This window comes from Micromonospora vulcania, from assembly GCF_042658605.1.
GTDB classification, from domain to species: domain Bacteria; phylum Actinomycetota; class Actinomycetes; order Mycobacteriales; family Micromonosporaceae; genus Micromonospora; species Micromonospora vulcania.
Map to the genome: position 1 here is coordinate 194,631 of NZ_JBHSQS010000003.1, position 23,846 is coordinate 218,476.

A 23,846-nucleotide genomic window follows, 5' to 3' on the forward strand; every position below is an offset into this window, starting at 1 on the left:
GTTTGAGGCGGCGTTGACACGCCTACGCGCCTGCCAGCAACAGACCGATCTCCTCGCCGGCTTCTTCGCCAACACCGGCATGACCCTCGACCCCGAACCACCGTGATAGCCCGAACCTCAGCCTTTCAACCTCTGTAGTCGTTCCCCGAAAGGGGGACTGTACAAATAACGGCTGATCGACCGATCAAGGGAGAGACGCCAGATGACGACCGAGATCACCTCGGGGCAGGAGCCGGCTGCCGGGCCGGCGGATGCGGTCACGGATGAGCAGTTGATCGCGATGCTGGTCGATCGGGCTCGTGGTGAGGGGCTGAAGCTGACCGGTGAGGGTGGACTGCTGCAGCAGCTGACCAAGCGGGTCCTCGAATCGGCACTGGACGGTGAGATCACCGATCATGTCGGCTACGACAAGCACGACGCGGCAGGTCGGGGCAGCGGGAACACCCGTAACGGCAGCCGAACCAAGACCGTGCTCACCGACGTCGGGCCGGTCGAGGTCAGAGTCCCCCGGGACGCGGCGGGCACGTTCGAGCCGCAGATCGTGCGCAAGCGGCAGCGCCGCTTGACCGGCGTCGACGACATGGTCTTGTCGCTGTCGGCCAAGGGCCTCACCCACGGCGAGATCGCCGCCCACTTGGCCGAGGTCTACGGCGCTGAGGTGTCCAAGCAGACCATCTCCACCATCACCGACAAGGTCATGGACGGCATGGCCGAGTGGCAGAACCGGCCCCTGGACCGGGTTTACCCGGTCGTGTTCATCGATGCCATCAACGTCAAGATCAGGGACGGTCAGGTCGCGAACCGGCCGATCTACCTGGCCATGGCGGTCACCGTCGACGGCCACCGGGACATCCTCGGTATCTGGGCCGGTGACGGCGGCGAGGGCGCCAAGCACTGGCTGCACGTGCTGACCGAGTTGAAGAACCGCGGCGTGGCCGACGTGCTGATGCTGGTCTGTGACGGGCTCAAGGGACTGCCCGAGGCGGTGGAGACGGTGTGGCCGCGCACGATCGTGCAGACGTGTGTGGTGCATCTGCTGCGCAACTCGTTCCGCTACGCCGCGAGGCAGGACTGGGACAAGATCGCCAAAGCGCTGCGGCCGGTCTACACCGCGCCGACCGAGGACGCCGCCACCGAACGGTTCCTCGAGTTCGCCGAGACGTGGGGCCGCAAGTATCCGGCGATCGTGAAGCTATGGGAGAACGCTTGGGCGGAGTTCGTGCCCTTCCTCGCCTTCGACGTCGAGATCCGCAAGGTCATCTGCAGCACGAACGCGATCGAGTCGGTCAACGCCCGTATCCGCAAGGCCGTGCGAGCTCGTGGGCACTTCCCGAACGAGCAAGCCGCCTTGAAGTGTGTCTACATGGCCTTGATGAGCCTCGACCCGACCGGCGCGGGCCGCCGGCGCTGGACCATGCGCTGGAAGGCGCCCCTGAACGCCTTCCAGATCGCCTTCGAAGGCCGGCTCACCCCGGCCAACAACTGACCACCTCAACAACCAAGATCAGCCGTTAACTTGACACTCCCGGCCCAGGCCGCCAACGCCGATGTGGACGCAGCTGTCGCCGCCGCCCGCACGGCGTTCGACAACGGGCCGTGGCCGCATACGATCCCGGAGGAGCGCCAAGAGGTCATCCGCCGCTACGACGCGTTGCGCGCGGCGCGGGCCGACGAGATTGCGGCAGCGATCTCGGCCGAGAACGGATCGGCCGGCTGGTTCACGAAGGCCGGCCAGCCTTTCCTGACCCGGCAGGTCAACGCCTACCTCAAGGCGGCCGAGGAGTTCGGCTGGGAAGAGGTCGTCGAGCCCTCCGACCCCGCGGTGGCTTTCGACACCATCGTTCGGCGCGAGGCGATCGGCGTGGTCGCTGCGGTCATCCCGTGGAACTCGCCGTTCTCCGCCGCCACCGCCAAGCTGGTCCCCGCGCTGTTGGCCGGCAACACCGTGGTACTGAAAGTCTCCCCGGAGAACTCGCTGAGCATGATGCTGCTTGCCGACCTCTGGCACGAGGCCGGCCTCCCCGATGGTGTGCTCAGCATTCTCCCGGCGGACCGGGAGACCAGCGAATACCTCGTCTCGCACCCGAACGTTGACAAGATCTCGTTCACTGGGTCGACCCGGGCCGGCCGTCGTATCGCCTCGATCGCCGGGGAGCACCTCAAGCGGGTTGGCCTGGAGTTGGGCGGCAAGTCCGCCGCCATCATCCTGGCCGACGCCGACCTGCCCGCCGTGATGCAGGGGCTGCGCTTCGGTTCCCTGGGCAACAACGGCGAAGCCTGCATCCTGCAGACCCGGATCCTGGCGCCGCGCAGCCGCTACGACGAGGTCGTCGCGGCGCTGAAGGAGATGGTGGAGTCGCTGAAGGTCGGAGATCCGTCAGAGCCGGACACCTTCGTCGGCCCGATGATCCGGCCGGACCAGCAGCACCGCGTGATCGACTACATCAAGCTGGGTATCGCGGAAGGCGCCCGCCTGGTGACCGGTGGCCCCGAGGTGCCCCAGGGCCTGGAGCAGGGCAACTACGTCACCCCGACCGTCTTCGCCGATGTCACCAACAACATGCGCATCGCGCAGGAGGAGATTTTCGGCCCGGTCCTGGCCGTGATCGCCTACGACGACGAGGACGAGGCAGTGCGGATCGCCAACGACTCCGACTACGGTCTCTCCGGCGGAGTCTGGACGACGAGCCCCCAGCGGGCACTGGACATGGCCCGCCGACTGCGCACCGGCACTGTCACACTGAACGGCTCGCCGATTAGCTTCGATGGCCCGTTCGGCGGCTACAAGGCCAGCGGCCTCGGTCGCGAGTACGGCCAGGTCGGCCTGACCGGCTACATCGAGCACAAGACGGTCACCCGCCTGCGGTGAACAGCCGACGGCGGGATTTGAATCGCTGGTAGGCCCCGGTCCCCGCCGGCCGCATCCGTGGCGCTCACCACCTGCGCCCCCGGCTCGGCCGCAGGCAAGGTGCCCCAACTCCTCGCGACTTTCGTCGGGCAGGAAATCCAGTGCCAGGCCCCGGAGGATATAGCCGAGCGGCGGCGCGCAGGTCTCCTTCGAGGATTAGGGCGCCCGCCGCCCGTTCCCGCTCCTCCCGAGGCTGGGCCGCTGAACTCCGACAGATGGTCAGCACGGGTACTTTTCCTGGCCGACAACGAAGTGGCGCCACGGTGGCGGCCGGCTTGGTGGTCTTGGTCGGGCGTCGGTGGGGGCGCCCGATGGGATATCCGGCTGATAGCGGTGCCGGCGACCGCCCGTCTGGTTCAGGGACGGGCGCGGTTGGCCGTTGACCTGACGGCGCGGCATCGCGACCTCTTGGCGGAAGGCCAACAGTTCCGCGAGCACAGCCTGTCGCATCGGGCCGCGCAGAGCCGGGCTCCGAACATGCAAACCGACCAGATTGATCAGTGGAAACGCCATGACCACGCCGGTGCCTCATCCATGTCGATCCACCCGTGCAACTACGGCGGCGCCGGCTCCGTCGGTGGCCGACACGGACGCAGCCGCATGATCACATCATCGGCAGGGCTAGCGCATCTACTGAACGCCCCGCGGTGGGGCATCGAGCCGGATGGCCGGGTCAGGCGCGTCCGGGTCTTCGAGGATGTCGCACACTGGGTCCCGCTCAACCGCGGCTGTCACATCCGCAAGGAAATCGACCAGCTTCGTAGTCTTCCCGATCGCATCCTGACTGAGAGGCACGCTCGCATGCACCCTCTGTTAGTTGACAGGCAACGTCACAGACTGCGCTGCCTACAAGCAAGATCACAACGGTGAGGCTGTGCGTGCAGCATGAGTGAACGGTCCGAGCAGGGGTGCGGCCAAAATCGGGCACCCGTCGCCACCTCACCTCTGCGGTGTTCGCGGGCGGTGCCGCGATAGTCTGCAACGGATGAAGCCGTCGGCTCGAAGGTGAGGCTTGCCCGATGGGTATCAGCTATGAACCGATGAGTCTGGCCAGGTTGGCCACCCATCTGGTGTCCGCGGACACCGACCAGACTCGCTGGAAGCTCGTATGGGAGTTTCTGGAGGAGTACCGCTGGGAACCCGCCGAAACCAGGGTCGACCTGTTGAAAGATGAGCCCGGGCTAACCGGAGACCCACGGTGGGACGCGCTGCTTGCCTCGCTCGCGGAGCACCTACTAGCTCAGGCAGATCTTGCTCCGCCCGCATGGGTCGACGCACGTGTTCTGCGCCGGGCATGGTTCCCGGCCGAACTGGCCATCCACCGGGCCGACGCCCTGGCATGGGCCCCGGCTGCGTTCCGGAAGCACGGTGTTTACCTCTCCGTTCACGACCTGGCCGCGGCGTGAGCGGATCAGACGGCGTCCTCATGGGGCGCGCCGAACTCGAACGCGCGTTCGCTCACCTGGGCGACCGGCTTGTCCGCCGCGGAGTCGTCGCTGACATCTTCATTGTGGGTGGTGCCGCGATGGCGCTCGCCTACGACGCGAAGCGGGTGACCAGGGACGTCGACGCGATGTTCGTCCCGCACGGAGTCGTCCTCGATGAGGCGCGTGCAGTGGCCGACGAACTGGGCCTACCGCCGTGGTGGCTCAACGAGCAGGCCAGCGTGTATGTCTCCGGCAAGGACGACCCGAGCAAGCGGCGAGTCTTCGATCACCCTGGCCTGCGCGTGATGGCCGCCTCTCCGGAGCACATCTTCGCGATGAAAGCGCTCGCGGCGCGAACCCGCGACGTGGACGACCTTCGCACCCTGGCGGCGCTGGCCAAGGTAACGACGGTGGACGACGCTATACGTCTGTGTGCCGACTTCTACCCCGACGAAGCGATCTCGCCACGAGCATTGGGAGTTATCCGCGAACTTTTCGGATGATTCGGACCCCTGGCAGCGCGGCGGTCAACGTGATCACTTCCGATGGCTCAGGCCTCTAAGCAGGATCCTCACCTGTTCGCCGAAAGCGCGTGAAACGTGACCGTAAAGCGCGGCGCTTGCTCAGAATCCTATCTGCGGTTGTTCGCCTCGGACATGGAACAGTTGGTGCCGTCGGGGGAGAGGTGCTTCGGGAATCTGCCGTTCCTGTTCAGCGTCAGGGACGTGCGACGGCAGGATGGACAGATCTGACGGCCGTGGCCGTCTACCGCAGCTCCGACACCGCAGCGGTCCGGCGACTCATCCGGATCCAGACCCTCGCCCGGGCGGTGCGAGCGCAGATCTGCGCGTTGCGGGAACACCTCGTTGCATGGCGTTGGTCGGGGCTGGATGCTCTGGCGCTGTGCGCGGTTGTGGTGAATTTCAGGATTCGGCAAAGGCGGTGAACCTGGTGCGCTCGCTACCGAAGAACGCGAGCGGCACGGGTTGCCGTCAACGCCGGTCGACTGAAACTCACCAGGACCCCCTGCGGTGGGGCTCAAGCTTGATGCCTGCACGTTCATTTCGGTCAGTCGATAACCGAGCCAGCTGGCTGGCAAGATTGGACCATACGCGGCCCGACTTCGATGCTCACGCCCGGTAATGGGCGCGAGGTTGAGCCAACCCTGAACGTGCCGTAATCTATGAGCATGTGCACCCGAAATGGAGCACCGATGATACGTACAAGAGTTCGAATCCCCCCTCGGACACATTTTTTCCCCACGGTGCGCGCTGAGATCGACTGCAGCGCGCACTGTTTGCGTTTGCGGTACTGGGGTGTGGTCCAAGGCCGCGGAGGGTGTACCCGTAGGGCAGGCGCCCGCCGAGGTGGCGGCCCTCGAGGAGGGTCTGGGCGGCCGTCGCGGTGCGGACTCGGACCTTGATGCGGTTGCGTTCGCCGTTGCTCATGCCGCCGAAGATCGACATGACAAGTTCGTGTGCCTCGTTGTCGGGATCGATGGCGCCGCCGATCTCGGGCACCCCGAGATCGGTGCCGTAGTGGGCGAAGATCGAACTGGTTGCCGTAGAACGCCCGGTGGGGTTCGCCGCCGACGACGGCCGAGAACCGCAGAGGCTCATCTGGGCCGGTTTGTCTCATACCCAGGCACGGGCCAGGTTGACGAATTCGACGGTCGCCACTGCGGTGGTCACCAGGAACCCCCGGCCAGCAGAATCGGGGCGACGAGATGCCGGCGCTGGCGCGAGGGTGCCCGGTCCGTCAGCGCCCGCACCCGGTGGACCGTCTCGCCACCGTGCATGCCCAATACCGTTCTCGACCCTGACCTGCCGCTGGCCAGGCTCGCACGGGCGACTGCTTGCCCTACCAGGTCTCGATCGCCGACGGTCGCTGCGGAGGGCGGCATCGCCACCGAGGACGACCACGAACGCCTCGACTACCTTGCCAGTCACCTGGCCGCCCTCGCCCAAGCCCGTGCTGAGGCCGTCGACGTCCGCGGTTACCTGCACTGGTCCGCCTTCGACAACTTCGAGTGGAGCGAGGGCTACCGGCCACGCTTCGGCCTCGTCGCCGTCGACGACGCCTTCACCCGGCTGCCCAAACCGAGCGCCCACGCCTTCGCCCGCCTCGCCCGCACCGGCCGCCTCGACGCGCTGCACGACCTCCACGAACGGACTCCACGATGAGCACGGCTGACCTGCTGGCCCAGCTGACCCTCGACGAGAAGGCCGCGCCGTGCCTGGGGTCCGCCTTCTGACACACCGCTGCCGTAAACCGCATCGGTATCCCGGCGATCATGGTCGCCGACGGCCCGCACGGGCTGCGCCGGCTGCACGATCTGCTCCAGGACTGGGCCGGCACGAGTCGCTGGTCAGCTGCGGGTGTCGGCCGGCGCGTGCAGCGTGAGGTGCGCGGACAGGGCGTTGAGGAAGTTGGGGGCGTCGAAGACCGCGCCGGCGGAGACGACGCCGGTTGCCCGGGTCCGGCCGGTGAGGAGGCGGTCGACGGCCTCCACCGCGAGCGGCGCGCTGATGGCGTAGATGTCCTGACCGGTGGCGGCCAGGCGGCGTTCCGTCTCGCCGGAGCGGACGAAGACGTCGATGACGAACGTCTGTGCGGAGCGGTTGCGCTCGTCGACGGCGGTCGGTGCCGTGGGGTTGGGGGAGAACAGGTCCGAGGCCGCCTTGGCGGTCATGTAGGTGCGGACCTCCGGCACGTCCAGGTGGCTGGGGACGGTGACGACGTCGGCCATGGTGAACTCACCGATGACGCTCTGCGGGCCGAGTGGGGCCGGGAAGGACCACTCCAGGGTCGGCAGCGCGTCGTCGTGGTACTGCAGCTGTCCGCCGGCGTAGCGGACCCGGCGGCCACCGCGCCGCTGCGACGAGACCATGCCCGATGCGAGCGTGCCGTCGGTCGGGTGCCAGCTGCTCAGGCCGTAGGCGACGTGCACCTCGTCTGCAGCCGTCCAGTCGCCCATCGCGGTAGTGACCAGCAGGTCGCCGAGGCCGCCGAAAAAGGCCATCGCCGGGACCACCACGGTGCCGGCGGCGCGGGCGCGTTCCGCGAAGCGCGCGAACGTATCGACGTTCGCCTCGATTTCGGCCGCCACGTCGACGTACGGGATGCCGGCGCGCAGTGCCGCCTCGACCACCGGGCCGGCGGTGAAGGCGAACGGCCCGGCGGTGTTAATCACCGCGTCCACGCCGTCCAGTGCCCGGTCGAGCGAGGCCGGATCGTCGACCGACGCCTCCCGCGCCTCGAGGTTCGGGTGGTCCCGCACCAGCGCCTGCAGCTTGTCCTGGTCGCGACCGAGCAGCAGCGGGACGTATCCGCGCTCCTGCAGTTCGGCGACCACGAACCGCCCGGTGTGCCCGTACGCGCCGTAGACCGCGACGTTTCCAACCGTTGCCATGTCCTGCTCCTCGGTGCTTGAAGTGATCCGCTGCTAGAGATCTTGGCCGCGTCGGCGGGTCGCTGACAGTGTCCGGAACGACATGACCCGTACAATTCCCGACATGGCTGCTCTCTCGCGCTCCGTCGCTCTCGCCGTCACCGACCGGATGCTGCAATTCGAGCTGGCCCTGGCCTACGAGGTCTTCGACTCAGCCCCGGACGCCGTGCGGGGCCCCTGGTACGACGTGAGCGTGTGCGGCACGCAGCCCGTGCGGGTCGGCAGGTTCCTGCTGGAGCCGGACTGCGGGCTCGACCGGCTGGCCCGCGCCGGCACGGTGATCGTCCCCGCCCTGGCGGACGTCAACGAGGACCCGCCGACCGACCTCGTCGAGGCGGTGCGCGCGGCCCACGAGGCGGGCGCGCGGGTCGTCTCGCTGTGCACGGGCGTGTTCGTGCTCGCCGCCGCGGGACTGCTGGACGGGCTGCGGGCGACCACGCACTGGGCCCACACCGAGCAACTGGCCGCGCGCTACCCCCGGGTGACGGTCGACCCGGACGTGCTCTACGTCGACAACGGCAGCGTGCTCACCTCTGCGGGCAAGGCCGCGGCGATGGACCTGTGCCTGCATCTGGTCCGCCGCGACCACGGCTCGGCGATCGCCAACGTGGTCGCCCGCCGTCTGGTCGTGCCGCCCCAACGGGCCGGTGGTCAGGCCCAGTTCGTCACCACACCGGTACCCGCCCAGGACGGCCATCCCCTGGCCGAGCTGCTCCCGTGGGTGATGCGGCGGCTGGACCAGCCGCTCACCGTGGAGGACCTGGCCCGCCAGGCGAACATGAGCTCGCGCCACCTGGCCCGGCACTTCCACTCGGTAACCGGCACCACCCCGCTGCAGTGGCTGCTGACGCAGCGGGTCCGCCGTGCGCAGGAACTGTTGGAGACCACGGACGACACCGTCGACACCATCGCCTCGACCGCGGGCATGGGCACGGCGACGACCTTGCGCCGCCATTTTCACCGCACGGTCGGGGTGCCTCCGGACGCCTACCGCCGCACGTTCCGGGCGTGAGGCTGCCCCTCTCGCCCTGACGGCACCCGGCCGTCAATAGCCGACGAGCCACCAGCCTTGCTGGCCGACTCGGGCTCGGCCGCACAGAGCAGAACTGCGACGTGCTTTACGCACGGCCAATCACCCGACCAGGTATCCGCTCATAACCGCCGTCCTTGCGCGACAGTCGACCGGGAACTGTCACGCCACGTGGCGGGTCTCCGCACCGACTGACCTCTGGAACTGCCGACGTGGGCGAGGCTTCGCTGGTAGTGATGTCCCTTCTGAGGCGACGGACGAGTCACGGTGGTGCGGGCGAGCGTGCTGGAGTCCGCCGCGGTTCCGTCATTCGAGACACCGATCCCACGGGGAGTGCACCTGGCCAGGCCCTTTAGGTTGGTGACCTCTTCGGCTGACCCGAAGGCGTCAGCGCTGGGCCCCCATGGAGGCGGTAGGGCGGCGTCCGCGCGTCGTCGGGCACAAGAACCGGAACGCCGGACCGGCGGCGACCGCTGTAACGACGGTGGCGACCACCGCGGCGCGATGCGCGGGGGTCGCCACCTCGAACACTGGCCCGGTGCGTGGTTCGGTCAGGGGTGCAATCACCTCCAGGTCATACCACGCAGCAGCGCGTCGAACTCGGATTTTCCGACCGCTGTACCGGACACCTCCAGTGTGAAGTGCACGGCCTCGGTGTTGGAGGACCACCAGCTGGCGGCCAGGCTGCCAGCACGGTCGTACACGTCGATCCGGTGACCGTTCACCTCGAGGGTGTGATCGGGGGTCTCGACCCGGCCGTCAGGCTCCGGCTGCCAACGGACCGCCAGCACCCGCAGGTCCGGACCGCCGGCCCGGGTGAACCGGAGCGTGAGGGTGGCGTCGCCGGAGCCGACCCACAACGGCGACCGCTCGCTCCACCCGCCGGCCGCGAGGTCCGGCAGGTCCGCGTCGGAGAAGACGAACGGCTGCCCCCACGGGCTGCGCCCGTCTGCCAAGAGCCGGGTGCCGACCGCCTGAGGCAGCTCGAACGTCCGTGCCGTCACCTGCGTGTCATCGGCACAGCCGGTGTACGCGCCATCCAGGGACATCGTGACCTTGTCGTCGGTTACCACCAGATCGTCGTGGGTGGAATCCCGCTCGACGCACTCGCCGAGCCTCGGCGCCGCGTACACCGTGATCCGGGTGCCAGCCCGGTCGATCCGCGCGCCGAGCCATGGCACGCCCGCCGCCACCGCCGGTTCCTTGGACGCGGCCGGCTGGGGGGACACGGACGCTGGATCTGGTCGCGCAACCGCAAATCCGGCGATTATCACCAGTACGACGGCCGTCGCGGCCCCCCAGCCGGCCATGCGGCGGTGACGCACCCGGCGCCGGATCGCTGCGTGCGGTGCCGGCAGCAGCGCCGGCGGAACCGTGGCCACCGCCCGATCGAACAGGTCCATGACCTCCTCGTCGCTCATCGGTCCACTCCCTCGCTCAACAGTTCCCGCACCTGCGGGTCGTGGCGCAGCGCCGCCAGGGCGCGCGATGTGTGTGACTTCACCGTGCCGAGCCGCAGACCCAGGACCCGGGCCGTGTCGGCCTCGGTGAAGTCGCCGTGGAACCGCAGCATCAGCACCGCCCGCTGCTGCCGCGGCAGTCGCGAGAGGGCGCCTGCGAGCAGGTGCCGCAGCTCGACCCCTTCGAGCTCACCACCGCCCGTCGACTGTTCCGGCAGCTGTCCCGTGGGGAGTTCCCCTCGCCAGCGCCGCCGCCACCAGCTCAGGTACGTACTGGCGAGCATCGCGCGAAAATACGCGTCAGGCGCGCCGTCCCTGATCCGTGGCCAGCGGCCGTACCCGCGGGCCAACACCGTCTGGACCAGGTCCTCCGCCCGGTGCCAGTCGTGCGTGAGCAGCCACGCCGAACGCAGCAAACGCGGCCACGCCGCGCTGACATACGCCTCGAAATCCTCCACCGAACACCTCCCTGGCCGGTCAACAACGTCGGGCCGGGAAATGGTTGTCTTGGATCCTGACGTTTCCGCGCGTTCTGCACCTGATGCACAGCAGCCAGGTGGCGATGCCGCCGCGGTTGCGGGCAGGGTAGGCGATCCGCACGTCTATCTTGCATCCTCGATGCGACAACGTGGCATCAAGATCGACTGCGCAAGGCGCCCGGCTGGCAGTTGTGAGTCCTGAGCTTGAGTCGGCGTACCGGCTGCTCGCCGGCGACACCTTCGACAGCCGGTGCTCCTCGCGCGCGATCGCGGATCGGGCAGAGCCCAGTCCTCGGCCCCGCCGGTTTCCGGTTCCACGTCCACCCGATGATGTGAGCGCGTAAGACCCGGGGGTGTAGGTGACGACAGGTGGGCCCCGCCGGCTACCGGTCGCCCCGGCCCAGGGCCCGCCTTTCGGCGGACCCTGGCACCCCGGAGAAGATCAGCGCAGGGTGTCGATGTCGATGACGAACCGGTACCGCACGTCCGAGGCGAGCACCCGCTCGTACGCGTCGTTGACTGCCTCGGCGTCGATGACTTCGACCTCGGGGGCGATGCCGCGCTCGGCGCAGAAGTCGAGCATCTCCTGCGTCTCGGCGATGCTGCCAATGCTGGAGCCGGCGAACGACCGTCGGTTGCCGAACAACGCGAAGACGGGCACCGGCAGGGGCTCCGCCGGGGCACCCACGCTGACAAACGTGCCGTCCAGACGCAGCAGACCGAGGTAGCTGCCCATGTCGATCGGTGCGCTGACCGTGTTGATGATCAGGTCGAAGCTGTTCTTGAGCACCTCGAACGTCGCCGGGTCCTTGGTGGCGTAGTAGTGCTCGGCCCCGAAGCGCAGGCCGTCGTCCTTCTTGCCCAGCGTCTGTGACAGCACAGTCACCTCGGCGCCCATCGCCGCGGCGATCTTGACAGCCATGTGGCCCAGACCACCCAGGCCCACCACGGCGACCTTCTTGCCGGGACCGGCGTTCCAGTGCGCCAACGGAGAGTACGTGGTGATGCCGGCGCACAGCATCGGAGCGGCCGCCTCGTACGGGATGCTTTCCGGAACCCGCAGCACGAAGTCCTCGTCCACCACGACGTGGGTCGAGTACCCACCCTGGGTCACGGTGCCGTCCCGGTCGACGCTCGCGTACGTCTGGGTGTTGCCCTTGATGCAGTACTGCTCGTTCCCGGTGCGGCAGTTCTCGCACTCGCGACACGAGTTGACCATGCAGCCAACACCAACACGGTCGCCGACCGCGTGGCGGGTGACGTCGGCGCCGACCTCGGTGATCCGGCCGACGATTTCGTGGCCAACGGTGAGCGGGTAGGGAACGCTGCCCCAGTCGCCACGCACCGTGTGGATGTCAGAGTGGCAGATGCCGGCGTAGCGGATCTCGATGAGAACATCGCGAGGGCCCAGGTCCCGCCGTTCGACCGTGGTACGCACGAGCGGTTCGGTGGCGGAAGGCGCAGCGATGGCGTTGACGGTGAAAATGATGTCCTCCGGTGACGTGATGCTGACCTGCCTGCACCTCACCACAGCCGTGGCAGCGCTGGGAGTCTCTGACAAGGCGCGTACTGCTGGTACCCCTCGGCAGCGCCGGGTGTCGCTCCGACCGATCAGGCTACTTCTCTGCTGCGCGCACCTTGCTGGCAGGGACCGATCCCACCCGAGGTGGAGGGCGAAGGGCGGGCCTGCGTTGCGGGTGAGCTTGTTGGAGCCCGCGGCAGTGCCGTCATCCGAGACACCCCGGCGTCCTCGCCCCGTGCCACTCCTACCTGCGGCAACGCCTCACCGACGGTGTGCATGAGACCGCTGACCTGCACGCTGAAATTGTCGCCAGGGCAGCCTGCGCGTGCTGCGGACTGGCTCGCCGCCAGGCCCTTGCAAAGTGGCTCTTCACAACATGGGGTGTAGTTGGGGACGGAAATGCGCCGGGGCGCCCATCAGGGATCGACGCCGGCCCGATGCTGGCGGCGGTGCGTGATGCCGGACGGGCCGTCGGCGATGATGTCGGTGTGGAGTATGTGTCCAGGGTGCCCGGTCCGCCGTTGGACGGGTTGATCGATGATCTCTACTACCTGGCGGGCGACCCGCCGTACTCCCGGTTGATGCTGCCGGCGGCGCCCGCTCCATTGCTCATCGTCAACCTCGGGGCGCCGTTTCTCATCCGAGCAGGCACTGACCTGGAAGCCGTGGAGTACCCCGACGGCTGCGCGGTCACCACTCCCAGCCGTGCGTGGGAGTTCAGCTACCCAACCCCGACCAGGTCCGTGGGCGTCCACTTCAGGCCGTGGGGGCTTGCACCGTTCCTTCCGATGCCCGCCGCCGAGTTGTGCGACCGGCCGGCGACGCTGGAGCAGATCTGGGGCCAGCCCGCTATCGCGGAGTTGCGACACCGACTGAACTTGACGGACGCACCACACGAAATGCTGATGTTGCTCGAGGAGGATCTGGCGCGACGGCTGCGAGTGATCGACGGGCTTGACCTGGTCCGCCAAATGAGCAGCGCCGTCGCGGCGACAGGCGGGAGGGCGCCGATCAGCGACATCGGTGTGGCGGCCCGCGCCAGCAGCACGTACTTGGCGAAGCGGTTCAAGGCCGTAGTCGGTGTCACGCCGAAACGGCTGGCTCGCAGCTACCGCTTCACCTCTACCGTGTTGGCGATCGACGTCGCTGCACCGATCGACTGGGCAGAGGTTGCCGCTGACGCGGGCTACTTCGACCAGGCCCACTTCGTGCGCGAGTTCCGGGAGTTCACCGGGCTCACGCCGACCCGGTACGCCGAAGTCCGGCGGCGATTCCTGCGCGATCATCCCGACCACGTCCTGGACGGCTGGCCGCTTCCAGCCGATTGATTTCTTACAAGAGCGACAGTTCGCGCCATACAAGACTTGGGACTCCCAAACAGAGGAGATACCCATGGGGAACGTGATCATGAACGCGTCGGTGTCGGTGGATGGTTTCATCGCGGATGAGAACGACGACCCCGGTCCGATCTTCGAGTGGCTGGTCAGCGGTGACGTGCCGTTGGACGACGGTGGCGTTCTGAAGGTGTCGCAGGCGTCCTACGACTACGTCCGGCCGTACTGGGACCAGATTGGGGTGACGATCGCCGGCCGCCACGTCTTCGACATGACCGACGGCTGGGACGGGACGCCTCCGAGCGGGATCGACCACGTGGTCGTCGTGACGCACCGGCCGGCGCCTGAGGGCTGGGACACCGAGGCGCCGTTTCACTTTGTCGACGGCATCAAGGCAGCCGTGGCCAAGGCGCAGGAGCTTGCGGGCGACCGTATCGTCGAGGTCGCCGCAGGTGACGTCGGTGGGCAGATGCTTGCCGCGGGGCTGGTCGACGAGGTGCGCATGGACGTCGCACCCGTGGTGCTCGGGACCGGTAAGCGCTACTTTGGCTCCGTCGACGCGCAGCACCTGCTGGAAGGTCCGGACGTGGTTGTTCAGGGCAACCGGGTGCTTCACCTGCGCTATCGGGTGCGCCGTTGACCGATCTGAGTGGGTACGCGAAGAAGTCCGCTGCGACGGTGACACGAGATCGGGCCTCCGGCTACGTTCTTTGACGAGCTTGGCCTGGCCGTCGCCGGCCAACGGCCAACGAGGGTCAGGTGGCGCAGCCGCCCGTTGCGAGCCGTCAGGGTTGATCAACCCGTTAACGGATAGAGAAGCGGGAACGCCCTCGGCCGGAGCATCCGGTCGGGGGTGTTTCGCGTATCCGCTTCCGGCGAGCGGCACAGCCGAGCCGATGGCATCATGCCCTGGATCCCCGACATGCCGAGGTCGGAACCTGCCTGGAACCATCAGAGCCGTGGCGACCTTCCGCCTCATGCGGCAGACGAATCGCTCCTTGCGATTCTCCCAGGTCACCGTCGAGGCCGCAGCATCGAGCCGGTTCGACGTAGAGGTGACGCCGTCGCGGTCGACGAACACCGGCGGGAAGCTGAGATGTGCGCTCGGTGGGCTCTGCGTATTCGTAAGAGCTGCCCAGATGCACGAAGCTAGCCGGCAGCGCGGTGAGCGCGTACGTCCTCTATGGCAACTTCAAGTTCCGTCCGCCACGAGACCACCCGCGACTGTCGATCACCGTGCACTCGAGCGTTGCGTGGGTCACCGCTGCTTCGCCAGGCGTCCTAGCGCCGACCGCAGGCGAGATTGATCGAAGGCGACGATAAGACGGTTCGACAGCGCGGATGCCCCCACCGTGGCGGGCCTCATCGAACGCTGCCTGCGTGAGGTCAACAGTCGCGACTATCCGAAGGAGGTCATCGAGCGGATGTGCGACCACTTCACCGAGCAGCGCATCAACGAACTCGCCATCCAACGACAGATGTTCGTGGCAGAGGCAAACGGAATCGCCGGCACGGTCTCGCGCGACGGCAACAAGGTCTACACCATGTTCGTGGACCCACCGGGCCGCCGGTCGCGGCACAGGACGGCTCCTCATGCGCCACATCGAGGCGCTGGCGGTGATCGACGGCTACGACTGTCGGCGTACGGGTCAAGGTGCACAGCTAGGTACAGCTGAACGTGCACAGCGTCCTGCAGACGGCGGAGGCGCGTCCGAGCCTTCAACCGCCCGCGAGCCGGTCAGCGGATTCAGCGAGCCCCACAGGAACGGGCGGCCGGCCATCGTGACGTTTCGTTACCAGCGAGCTGGCACCGGTGGTATGGCCTATCCGCTTCTGCCGACGAGATTGCATCCATCACCGCGTCTAACAAATTACTGCGCGGCTGATAAGTCGGCACTGCTTGACAGCGGCCCATATTATAGGGGCATCCGAGTCGCGATAGGTGGATGACGATGATCGGAAACGTCCTACAAGCTCTCAGTCTCGTCGGCGTCGTTTTGGCACTCTACTTTGCATCCGTGCAAACGAGAAAGCTGCAGAAGCAGGTGCACATAGCGAACCTGTATAGCAGGTACGAAGCACTTCACAATGCGAATCAGCGCTACGATGCCGGACTCGCCATGCTTTTCCAGCGGCCGGATCTCCGACCATACATCTTTCAGCGGAAGCCGTTGGACCTCATCGGTGAAGATCTTGATCGTGCTCTCATTGTGGCCGACCAGATGGCAGGGGCGGTTGATCATGCCTTGCGGGTCGGCGACCGCTTCCCGGACAATGAACGTGGGGATTGGTCCTCGGTCGCCAAGGAAATGTCGAAAACGCCGGTTTTTCTCGCGATCGTACGCGAGAAGCCGGCGGACTTTGCCGACCTGGGCAGGTACTTCCCGGGTGATCACGAAATCCCGTCGCCAATCACTGAGCTAGAGGGTGGAACGAATGGTGCCGGTCCGAGTTCGGGCAGGGCATAGGTTGATCACGTCGCGGCCCCGTAGGTTGATCGGTGCGCTCATCTGGCGCGATGCGCGGTGCGGCTCAGGCGCCAAACAGTCATCTTCAGTATCAGGATCTTGACTCAGCTCGCCAGCGAGCCTCGATGAAGTTGATGGCCAGATCGACGGCAGGATGGCGGACGTCCGAGATCGATCGTTGAGCGTCGTTATGGACCTGTGCACGTTCGGGCGTACCCAATTGGGTACGTTGGCCCGTAAGCCGACAACGACCACACGGAAGCCGGAGCGAGCATCACAGGGCATGGCTTCTACCGTCGGCTCGGCTACATCGACGTCCGCTTCATGGAGACTGAGTTGGCGCGACAACGTGGTCGGCGCTGCAGCAACCACTGGCCCGTAACCCCGACGCCCATCACCGCCTTACCGGGGTGTTCCTGGCGCTGAGCCTGACGGCGGTCGTGGGGCTGGTCGTGGCCGCGCTCGTGATCTGACCTTGACCGGATGAACACTCGCACCAGTGGATCGACCGACAGCCGCACGGCCCTCAACCTGACGACTCGGGACAACAGGTGGCGGAAGGTAGCGCGATGGCCGGCCACGGTCGACGTCGACACCAGTTCGGACGGCACCCTCGTCATACGACGACGCGGATTGCTCGACGCCGATGAGGCGGTCGACCTGCGCCGCACCGTCGTGCGGGCCATCCGGCATGACCGGCCGCTGCGGCTGGTCGTCGACCTCAGCCACGTCCACGGACTCGGCCCCATCAAGGGGTACCCGCCCACCGCCTGCGCCACATCGGGACCTGTCACGACTGACCACCGTCGGCCCGATTGACATCCCGGCTTACGCAACTGCGTCCGGTGCGCTCGTCGCCGGGACGGGGCGAGCAGCCGGTCGGGCGGCCCACCCCGCGGACACTACGAACTCGCCCAAGCGATCTGACCGCGGACCCGACACGGTTCAACACGTCCGTCGATCCGATAGGCGCAACGGCGCCTATCGAACCGTTCACGGAGGGCGTCAGTCAGTTGGGGGCTCGTACGAGAAGTCGACCTCGAAGGTGCCGTCCCGCTGTACGGCCATGGTGAACCCGTACCAGGGCTCGCTGCCGTCTTCGGCCATCACCTGCCGCAGATCGATGAGGAGGTCCGCGATCTCGTCGACGGCGTCGTCGGGATTGTCGTCCCATCCGAAGTAGAACACAGTGCCGTCGGGGCTCCGGAGCTCCAGAGCCGCGTTGGCGTAGTCAACGTCGGCTTCGCCGTTGACGGTGATCGTTACCGCGTTGTCGGGCAGGATCGACATGAGGATCTGCCCGATCCTGGTGATGATGTCGCTGTCACGGCCGTCGGGCACTTACGACACCTTTCATGGATTTCGGAATCGGTGAGAGCGTCTTGGCCCGTTACCTATTTGTTCTGTGATGGTGAACGCGGTCGGCCGGGTTGACGCTGAGTTTGGATCGTAGTGCACCCGGCCCTCGACCCGCACCGGGCTGGCGCCGGCGCCGGGGGTTGGATGGTTTGGGTCCAGGGCTCGCGCCCACCTGTTCTCCATTCGTTTCCAGGCGGACAGGTTGAGGTTGGAGTCCATCGGTACGAGGTTGATCCGCTCGCCCGGACCGCGGAAGATGTGAGCGAACAGGTGACCGCCCTGGTCGGTCAGCTTGCGGAACGGCTTGCCGACGACCCGCTGCTGGTAGGCGTTGCGGTTTCCATCCACCAACTGAAGACGGCCACTGAAGTGCGTGACCCGGCCCTGGGAGTCGGTCTTGTAGGTGTAGCCGGTGGTGCGTTCGCGGTAGGTGGTGTTGGGTTGGAGCTTGCGCCGGTTCACCGCGCGGTTCCACGCCCCGGGCTGACCGGCGTCGAACTGGACCCGTGTGCGCGGGGCGGGGATGACCCGCCCTGCCACTCCGATCGGTCCGCGTGCGTTGGGTGCGCCGCCTGGAGTCGCGCGTCGTCCGCTCCCTGGTCTGCCTCGGCCTCTAACCATTGAGCACTGCCTCGATGGCCATGCCGATGAGCTGATCGAGGATCAGTGAGGTGATCATTTTGAAGATCGGGATCTCGAGAAGGGAGGCACCGAACGTCGCGACAGCGGTCGCGATGGCCTGGGCGATCTGTACGACAAGGATCGCCAACTGGACAATCACCTGGATCTTGAGGGCGAGGACGACGCCGGCGCAGACCATGAGCCCGGCCCCGACAAGCGAGGCACCGGGGATGCCCTGCTGAAGCGCGTTCGCCGGGCTGTCGGAGCCGTTCCACCACGTTTGGAACGCCTGGGCCGCCTCGCCACGATTGTTGTCCCAGTAGGCCGAGCCGGAGGCGAGAGCAGCGGCACCCGCTGCTTCCATCCTGGGTGCGAACTCCACCCACAGCTGCCCGAGCTGGAACAACTTCTCCTCGTCCGAGGTGGGCCAGTCGTAGCCGAGCATGCTGAGGATGGACACGAGTTCGCCCGGTAGCTGCAGCCCCATGCCGGTCAGCCGAGATTCTCGCCGAGAGCGCTCAGCGCGGCGATGGCCTCGGCCTCGATCCGATCGTAGGCTTCCGCCACGCCGACGAGGTCGTCGCCGGCGGCCGCCAGTTCGTCAGCGACGGTGCACCAGCAGTCGAGAGCCCATTGGGACACGAGGCTGTAGGCGGTGCCGATGTAGGTGCCGATGGTGTCGTCACCCCAGGCGCCGTCGTAGGCGGCGGTGGCTGCCTCGAACGCTGCCAACTGCGCAAGAAAATCCTCGCCAGTGGAGGCGAGGTTGTTGCCGGCGATGACAATCGCCTCAGGTTGCACGTCGAAGCCTGGCACGGTTTCCCCGATCGCGTGACGGACTCTGGCGGTACGACTCTATCGGCTGGCGTCAACGTCTCAGCCATGAAAGTGGGTCTCGCACGGTCACACGGGGGGTCGCGGCGTACGGGTCGATGTTCGTACGCTCAAGGGAACGAAGGGACAGGGAGCGGATATGCGTCCGAGCAGTGAGGGTTTCGCGGAGATGCTGGACCAGGTGGTCGCCGCTGCGGGCACCGTGCAGCAAGTCGCCGCAGGCGGTGCCGAGCCGGTCCGAACGAGCGCGGCGAACGGCTGGGTCGAGGCAGAGTTGGGTGCGGATGGACGGCTCGCCTCGCTGACTCTCGATCCGGGGCTGAAGGGGCTGCCGATGGAGCGCGTCGCCAACGCGATCGTCGAGGCGGTCAACGCGGCCCTGGACGAGCAGCAGGCTCAAGGCGGCCACGGTGGACCCTCGGTCGATCTCACCGAGGTGATGGCGCAACTGAAGCAGATCCAGGAGGCGGCCGTTCCGCAGATGCGCTCGTTCGTGGCCGCAATGACCCGGGCCCAGCAGGAGGCCGCCGCTCGCGCGGCACGATAGTGAGCTCAGAGGCGCTGGTGTTCGAGGCATCACCCCCATGCCTGCGGTGGGCGGGTCGCGATTGGGGGGTGCGTCGTTCTCTTGGTGGCGGGAGGCCCCGGTGGTGGGGCGGCGGGCATGGTCGGACCTGGCGGCGTCAGTAGGCCGACAACCATCCGGATCTGCCGATGTACGCGCGTTGAGTATCGCCGCTGGTCGAGTGCTTGACGCGCCCTCGTCTACCGCTCAACAGGTCGATCTGCCTACAGGCACTGCGTGATTGGCGGACCGATCCGTTACTTGATCCGTTCGTAGGTCAATGAGAGGTCGCGCTCCCAGTCACCGCCGGCACGAGACATCTCACCGATACCGACCATCCGGGAGCCGCCCTCGTCGATGACGAGCGTATTGCGCTGCGCGAAACCAGCTTCATCACGTGCCCACACCAGCTGATTGCCGGTCAGCGTGACGTCGTACTTCCGCGACACACCGCGCTGGTCGAAGTAGATCATGACGAACGTCGCGGCTGCGTCGTCGCTGCCGAAGACCGCCACCCCGCTCGGGATCTCGCTCTCGTCCATCTCGGATCGCATGAGGAGGAAAGCGCCGCCATCGTGCCAACTGAACGACGTACGCCCATGAAGAGTCGTGTCGGGCACCATGGGGTGCGTTCCCGTCGTGCGCCATTCTCCGACCAGCACCTCAAACGGCCGAAGAGCCGGGTTGGGTATCAGGGCTTCGCTGCCTGTCATAGCCGAGATGCTAGCCGGCGTCGGCGGCGCGTGAGCGCAGCAAATGACGGCAGGATGGGCCGCGATCGGCCCGTGGATTTCCCCCTCGGGCGCGAAACCGTGCAGCGATCGTCCATGCCGAGTCCGGCCTGCCAACCACCGGGAAAGGAGGATTCACCCGGCTCGGAAAATGGTGGTGCGTCGCGGACGGTCCACCAGTCATGAACGACCCCGTACGTCGATCCAGACCGCGGAGTCGAACCGGCACGGGTGGCCAGCAGGTTCGTGGTACCCAGGGCGACGAAGCCCCAGCGAGCAGCCCGAGACGCTACTGTGCCGGTGCTCGAACCAGGGCGACGCGCCGTCGGTAGTCGGCGGCCACGGCTATCACGAGCGGACCCCATGCGAGTAGCGGGGCGTAGTATCGGAGCACTTCCCAACCGGGAACCGGGTGTGCAGGTTCGTCGTGGTCAACTCCGACCCATCCGCGCGGCATGAAGTGGAACATCTGGTTCAGGACGAAGTACACGCTGATGGCGACGAGCAACGAGCCGCCGGTCAGCGCGAGGATGACGGCGGGGCGTGCCGGAATCGGACGGCCTCCGAGCATCGGTACCCAGTGCGGAACCTGTTGTCCCCAACGGTGTACCAGCCCGAGTGTCGACAGGGCCAGCCCCATCGACAGCGCGGACAAGAAGATCATGTACCAGGTGGTGACGGTGTCGTCGGTGAACACGAGGGACAGTCGCCAGACCGCGGACGGCAGGACGCAGAGCGGGACAGCGTAGGCGGCCCGTACGGCCCAGGGCGACGGGGCGGCCACCCAGGTACGGCCAGGGTCGGTGGCAGTCATGAGTACTCCGATCTTCGCGGGTCAAAGCCGGGAGCCACGGACCCGCGCTGCGGATTGTCGGTGTTCTCCGGACCACCTCGACCATGGGGCCAGCAGCCCGGTCCCTGCCAAGACCGGCGTCAGCACCAACCACGCCGGGAGCCGTAGCCCCCACCCGGGCGGATATGGTCGATCTACAACACGACCAACTACCTCACAACCGGCAAAACGCTGAATGGCAGCCATAAGTCAATGAAAGTTGGCGGTAGAGCGCCCGTCCTCCCCCGCAGAAGGGATCACGCTCCCTCTACAGGCGAAGCGCTCGGCAACACCTGTGGCCAGGAAGGTCAGCGCGTCACCGGCCATCGCCGCACGGAGTCCTTCGACCAGAAGCGCCGGCCCGCACTGTTCGTCAGCCACGATGCGGACGACGGCGTCTGGCAGTTGATCGGAGCCTCCGTTGCGAGCAACGGCAACGGCAAGATCGGGCAGTGTCCGAGCTGCCCAGGTGCGGAGCTAGGATTGGCCGGGTCATGCTGTTACGGGTGCTCGGGCCGCTCGAGGTCGAGATCGACAGAGGCGGAACGGTCGATCTCGGCGGCCCCCGCCAACGTGCCGTGCTCGCGCTGTTGCTGTCCGCCCGCGGCGAGGTCGTCTCCGTAGGTCGGATGATCGAGGACCTGTGGCGGGGTGAGGCGCCGCCCCAGGCGATCGCCTCCATCCAGGCGTACGTCTCGCACCTGCGCCGATTGCTGGAACCGGCCCGCGAGCGCCGGGCGCCGGCCCGGGTCCTGGTGACCGCGCCGCCCGGTTACGCGATCCGGGTGCCCGCCGACGCGGTCGACGCCGGCCGGTTCGAGTCGATGCTCACCGAGGCGCGGTCGGTCGGCGTCGTTGACCCGGACCGCGCCCGCCTGTGTTAAGTGCCGGCCTCGACCTGTGGCGCGGGCCCGCGTACGCGGAGTTCGTCGCCGAGCCGTGGGCGCAGGCGGAGGTGACGCGCCTGGAGGAGCTGCGGCTCGCCGCCCGAGAGCTGCTGCTCGACGTGACCCTGCGTTGCGGCGATGCCGCCAAGGCGGTGGCGGAGGCGGAGGTGCTGACGAGGCAGGCCCCGTTGCGGGAGGAGAGTTGGCGGCTGCTGGCGCTGGGTTGGCTTCGGGTGCTCGGGGGTGGGCACGACCGGCTTCCGGATGTGGCTGCCGAGATGGACCCGGGGCCGGTCGTCTGATCGTCGCTGTCGATGTGCTGGGCGGGCAGTTCGCGTGGTTGCAGGCGCAGCCGGGCGTAAGGCCGACGGTGCACTACTTCGGCCCGGAGGATCTGGCTTGGCAGGATCTTGAGCTTGGGTATGGCGACTGGTTGGAGGCGATGCTTACCGGTGCCATGACTCAGTTCTATGAGGGCTTGCGGTGGCCGGGGTGGGAAGGCGAGGTGGCCTCTAGACCAGCTGCCCTTTCTGGTCGACGTTCGGACACGGTGTCACCGTGGCGTTCGTTGGGCAGGCTCGGGTCAATCCCACTAACGGGCGTCGCGCCGACGACGCGCGCGCTCGAACTCGGCGACATCCGACATCCAGGGACCGTGCTGTTCGAGTGCGGCGCAGCCGCCGCGGACGAAGGCGCTCACCAGGTTCCGGTACCCGCCGATCCCGTCGACCAGGCTGTACTCGACCCGGTACTGCGGATCCGGCCCCGCTTCCCCGCGTCGCACCGTCGTGATCCGGGCGATGGAGTTCGCGTAGAAGTGCAGTTGGATGCCCTCTCCCATCTCCTCGTCCTCGATGGTGAACACTTCGTTGTTCGCGGCAGAGCGATCGGCGACGAACTCCCAGAACTCGGCGGAGGCAGTGCGAGGGCCGTCCCGCAGCCACTTCTTTTCGCCGCCCTTGTCATCGGTGAACGACAGTGCCGTCTTTCTCGCACTCTCGCCGAGGTCGGCGCGGTCCTCGGCGGCCTCTTCGTCGTCTTCCACCAGCGTGTTCCTGGAGCGGTCCGCAGCCTCTGAGCACATCAGAAAGCTCACCGTACGCACCGCGTCATCGACAAGTTCGGGGTACGCGCGGCGCACCGCCGCGTCGACCGTCGCCGCCATCCGATCCCGGTCGCGCTTGTCCGTGGCCCGGTGTCCCCGCCGCGGATCGAGGCCGATCCGCATCCCAGCGCACGCCTGCTCCGCAGTCGCGATCACACGCATGACCTGGGGCAGCAGCGCGGGGTCGACGGCATCAGGCATACGCCTTGGAACCGTCGCGCCATGCAGATACTGACCCGTGTACCTCAGAATCTCAGCGTCGAGTGGCCCGAGGACTGCTCCGCGCTCGGCGCGGCGGCGGTTTGCGTGATACTCCTGAGCACGTTTCTCGTTCGACCCCTGCGTCGCCGCGTTCATAGCCGCGCAGACCTGACCGCGCTCAAGTAGATCGATGGCGGCGCCATGGGCAACGAGCCGGCTCCTGTCCCATCGGATGCGCCGAAAGAGCGCGTCGACGTCTGCGGGCGAGGAGAGCAGGACCGGGTCCAGGAGCGCGACGGCAGCGTTCTCATCGAGCCGGCCCCGGGTTCCGGCGGCGTCGCAGAGCGGCAGGACCGTACTCCACAGCAGCAGGTGTCTAGCCAGGTCCTCCCGGATCACCGCAAGATGGGCTTCGCCGATCGGGAACGTGAACGTGCGAGGCTCATGGTTGGCGTCGGCCCCGGCGGCGAGCATCAGCTTCAGCTCGCCGTCCTCGCGGATCACGCTTGGGATCCAGCCGCTGCTACGCGTGAAAACGATGTCTCTCATAGCTCAGGCTTTCCCACAACGGCACCGGCTGGACATGGTCACTTCGGGTCCACGGCGAGTATCACGGCGATGTCGCAGCCCAC

24 protein-coding genes and 1 pseudogene are annotated in these 23,846 nt (G+C 67.2%); 14 read left to right on the plus strand and 11 right to left on the minus strand.

Going from position 1 to position 23,846, the window contains the following annotated elements:
- Positions 1 to 202 precede the first annotated feature (202 nt).
- From ACFQGL_RS05755 to ACFQGL_RS05775, 5 genes are all read left to right on the plus strand, one after another.
- Positions 203 to 1,486, plus strand: a complete 1,284-nt coding sequence (locus ACFQGL_RS05755) for an IS256 family transposase (RefSeq protein WP_377506442.1) — start codon at positions 203 to 205, stop codon at positions 1,484 to 1,486.
- A 30-nt stretch (positions 1,487 to 1,516) separates the two neighbouring features.
- On the plus strand, positions 1,517 to 2,869 hold the full coding sequence (locus ACFQGL_RS05760) for an aldehyde dehydrogenase (protein WP_377506445.1): 1,353 nt from the start codon (positions 1,517 to 1,519) through the stop codon (positions 2,867 to 2,869).
- Positions 2,870 to 3,927: 1,058 nt separating this feature from the next.
- Complete coding sequence (locus tag ACFQGL_RS05765; protein ID WP_377506448.1) at positions 3,928 to 4,314, plus strand: hypothetical protein; 387 nt, start codon at positions 3,928 to 3,930, stop codon at positions 4,312 to 4,314.
- The gene (locus ACFQGL_RS05770) at positions 4,311 to 4,838 is read left to right on the plus strand and encodes a DUF6036 family nucleotidyltransferase (protein ID WP_377506451.1); all 528 of its coding nucleotides are present in this window, start codon (positions 4,311 to 4,313) and stop codon (positions 4,836 to 4,838) included. Before ACFQGL_RS05765 ends, ACFQGL_RS05770 begins: the two co-directional genes overlap by 4 nt.
- Positions 4,839 to 6,131: 1,293 nt before the next feature.
- Positions 6,132 to 6,518, plus strand: coding sequence for a family 1 glycosylhydrolase (locus ACFQGL_RS05775; RefSeq protein WP_377506454.1), 387 nt, complete (start codon positions 6,132 to 6,134; stop codon positions 6,516 to 6,518).
- A 185-nt stretch (positions 6,519 to 6,703) separates the two neighbouring features.
- Here ACFQGL_RS05775 and ACFQGL_RS05780 read toward each other — a convergent pair whose 3' ends face one another.
- A complete protein-coding gene (locus ACFQGL_RS05780; RefSeq protein WP_377506457.1) occupies positions 6,704 to 7,747 on the minus strand; it encodes a saccharopine dehydrogenase family protein in 1,044 nt (347 codons plus the stop codon).
- Positions 7,748 to 7,850: 103 nt separating this feature from the next.
- Between ACFQGL_RS05780 and ACFQGL_RS05785 the strand changes: the two genes are divergently transcribed.
- A complete protein-coding gene (locus ACFQGL_RS05785; RefSeq protein ID WP_377506460.1) occupies positions 7,851 to 8,798 on the plus strand; it encodes a helix-turn-helix domain-containing protein in 948 nt (315 codons plus the stop codon).
- Positions 8,799 to 9,379: 581 nt separating this feature from the next.
- Here ACFQGL_RS05785 and ACFQGL_RS05790 read toward each other — a convergent pair.
- From ACFQGL_RS05790 to ACFQGL_RS05800, 3 genes are all read right to left on the minus strand, one after another.
- Positions 9,380 to 10,237, minus strand: a complete 858-nt coding sequence (locus ACFQGL_RS05790) for a hypothetical protein (protein ID WP_377506463.1) — start codon at positions 10,235 to 10,237, stop codon at positions 9,380 to 9,382.
- Positions 10,234 to 10,734: a SigE family RNA polymerase sigma factor gene (locus ACFQGL_RS05795; RefSeq protein WP_377506466.1), complete on the minus strand. Its 501-nt coding sequence runs from the start codon at positions 10,732 to 10,734 to the stop codon at positions 10,234 to 10,236. Before ACFQGL_RS05795 ends, ACFQGL_RS05790 begins: the two co-directional genes overlap by 4 nt.
- 463 nt (positions 10,735 to 11,197) lie before the next feature.
- On the minus strand, positions 11,198 to 12,241 hold the full coding sequence (locus tag ACFQGL_RS05800) for an NAD(P)-dependent alcohol dehydrogenase (protein WP_377507172.1): 1,044 nt from the start codon (positions 12,239 to 12,241) through the stop codon (positions 11,198 to 11,200).
- A gap of 473 nt (positions 12,242 to 12,714) precedes the next feature.
- Here ACFQGL_RS05800 and ACFQGL_RS05805 point away from each other — a divergent pair, with 473 nt between their 5' ends.
- The 4 genes from ACFQGL_RS05805 (at position 12,715) to ACFQGL_RS05820 (ending at position 16,079) form a co-directional block, all read left to right on the plus strand.
- Complete coding sequence (locus ACFQGL_RS05805) at positions 12,715 to 13,605, plus strand: helix-turn-helix domain-containing protein (protein ID WP_377506469.1); 891 nt, start codon at positions 12,715 to 12,717, stop codon at positions 13,603 to 13,605.
- A gap of 64 nt (positions 13,606 to 13,669) precedes the next feature.
- Entirely contained in the window at positions 13,670 to 14,251 is a 582-nt protein-coding gene (locus tag ACFQGL_RS05810; protein ID WP_377506472.1) for a dihydrofolate reductase family protein, read from the plus strand.
- Positions 14,252 to 14,963: 712 nt separating this feature from the next.
- A complete protein-coding gene (locus ACFQGL_RS05815; RefSeq protein ID WP_377506475.1) occupies positions 14,964 to 15,287 on the plus strand; it encodes a hypothetical protein in 324 nt (107 codons plus the stop codon).
- 276 nt (positions 15,288 to 15,563) lie between these two features.
- Positions 15,564 to 16,079 carry a hypothetical protein gene (locus tag ACFQGL_RS05820; protein WP_377506478.1) on the plus strand — a complete coding sequence of 172 codons (516 nt, stop codon included), beginning with the start codon at positions 15,564 to 15,566 and terminating at the stop codon, positions 16,077 to 16,079.
- Positions 16,080 to 17,084: 1,005 nt separating this feature from the next.
- Here the strand turns inward: ACFQGL_RS05820 and ACFQGL_RS05825 are convergent.
- From ACFQGL_RS05825 to ACFQGL_RS05840, 4 genes are all read right to left on the minus strand, one after another.
- Entirely contained in the window at positions 17,085 to 17,420 is a 336-nt protein-coding gene (locus ACFQGL_RS05825; RefSeq protein ID WP_377506481.1) for an immunity protein YezG family protein, read from the minus strand.
- Positions 17,421 to 17,432: 12 nt separating this feature from the next.
- Positions 17,433 to 17,900: a DNA/RNA non-specific endonuclease gene (locus ACFQGL_RS05830; protein ID WP_377506484.1), complete on the minus strand. Its 468-nt coding sequence runs from the start codon at positions 17,898 to 17,900 to the stop codon at positions 17,433 to 17,435.
- Positions 17,901 to 18,051: 151 nt separating this feature from the next.
- Complete coding sequence (locus ACFQGL_RS05835; RefSeq protein ID WP_377506487.1) at positions 18,052 to 18,546, minus strand: WXG100-like domain-containing protein; 495 nt, start codon at positions 18,544 to 18,546, stop codon at positions 18,052 to 18,054.
- Between the two features lie 5 nt (positions 18,547 to 18,551).
- On the minus strand, positions 18,552 to 18,875 hold the full coding sequence (locus ACFQGL_RS05840) for a hypothetical protein (RefSeq protein WP_377506490.1): 324 nt from the start codon (positions 18,873 to 18,875) through the stop codon (positions 18,552 to 18,554).
- 187 nt (positions 18,876 to 19,062) lie between these two features.
- On the opposite strand from ACFQGL_RS05840, the gene ACFQGL_RS05845 reads away from it, so the two are divergent.
- Positions 19,063 to 19,440: a YbaB/EbfC family DNA-binding protein gene (locus tag ACFQGL_RS05845; RefSeq protein ID WP_377506493.1), complete on the plus strand. Its 378-nt coding sequence runs from the start codon at positions 19,063 to 19,065 to the stop codon at positions 19,438 to 19,440.
- Between the two features lie 275 nt (positions 19,441 to 19,715).
- On the opposite strand, the gene ACFQGL_RS05850 is transcribed toward ACFQGL_RS05845, so the two are convergent.
- Both ACFQGL_RS05850 and ACFQGL_RS05855 read right to left on the minus strand, forming a co-directional pair.
- On the minus strand, positions 19,716 to 20,171 hold the full coding sequence (locus ACFQGL_RS05850; protein WP_377506496.1) for a hypothetical protein: 456 nt from the start codon (positions 20,169 to 20,171) through the stop codon (positions 19,716 to 19,718).
- Between the two features lie 307 nt (positions 20,172 to 20,478).
- A complete protein-coding gene (locus ACFQGL_RS05855; protein WP_377506499.1) occupies positions 20,479 to 20,886 on the minus strand; it encodes a hypothetical protein in 408 nt (135 codons plus the stop codon).
- 641 nt (positions 20,887 to 21,527) lie between these two features.
- Here ACFQGL_RS05855 and ACFQGL_RS05860 point away from each other — a divergent pair.
- The 3 genes and pseudogenes from ACFQGL_RS05860 to ACFQGL_RS05870 form a co-directional block, all read left to right on the plus strand.
- Positions 21,528 to 21,905, plus strand: coding sequence for an AfsR/SARP family transcriptional regulator (locus tag ACFQGL_RS05860; protein WP_377506502.1), 378 nt, complete (start codon positions 21,528 to 21,530; stop codon positions 21,903 to 21,905).
- A complete protein-coding gene (locus ACFQGL_RS05865) occupies positions 21,899 to 22,210 on the plus strand; it encodes a BTAD domain-containing putative transcriptional regulator (RefSeq protein ID WP_377506505.1) in 312 nt (103 codons plus the stop codon). The genes ACFQGL_RS05860 and ACFQGL_RS05865 overlap by 7 nt, the downstream gene beginning before the upstream one ends.
- Positions 22,132 to 22,362 (plus strand): annotated as a pseudogene (locus tag ACFQGL_RS05870) (DUF2625 family protein); the annotation flags it as partial. The gene ACFQGL_RS05865 and the pseudogene ACFQGL_RS05870, both read left to right, overlap by 79 nt.
- Positions 22,363 to 22,500: 138 nt before the next feature.
- On the opposite strand, the gene ACFQGL_RS05875 reads toward ACFQGL_RS05870, so the two are convergent.
- Positions 22,501 to 23,763 carry a DUF6357 family protein gene (locus ACFQGL_RS05875; protein WP_377506508.1) on the minus strand — a complete coding sequence of 421 codons (1,263 nt, stop codon included), beginning with the start codon at positions 23,761 to 23,763 and terminating at the stop codon, positions 22,501 to 22,503.
- Positions 23,764 to 23,846 lie beyond the last annotated feature (83 nt).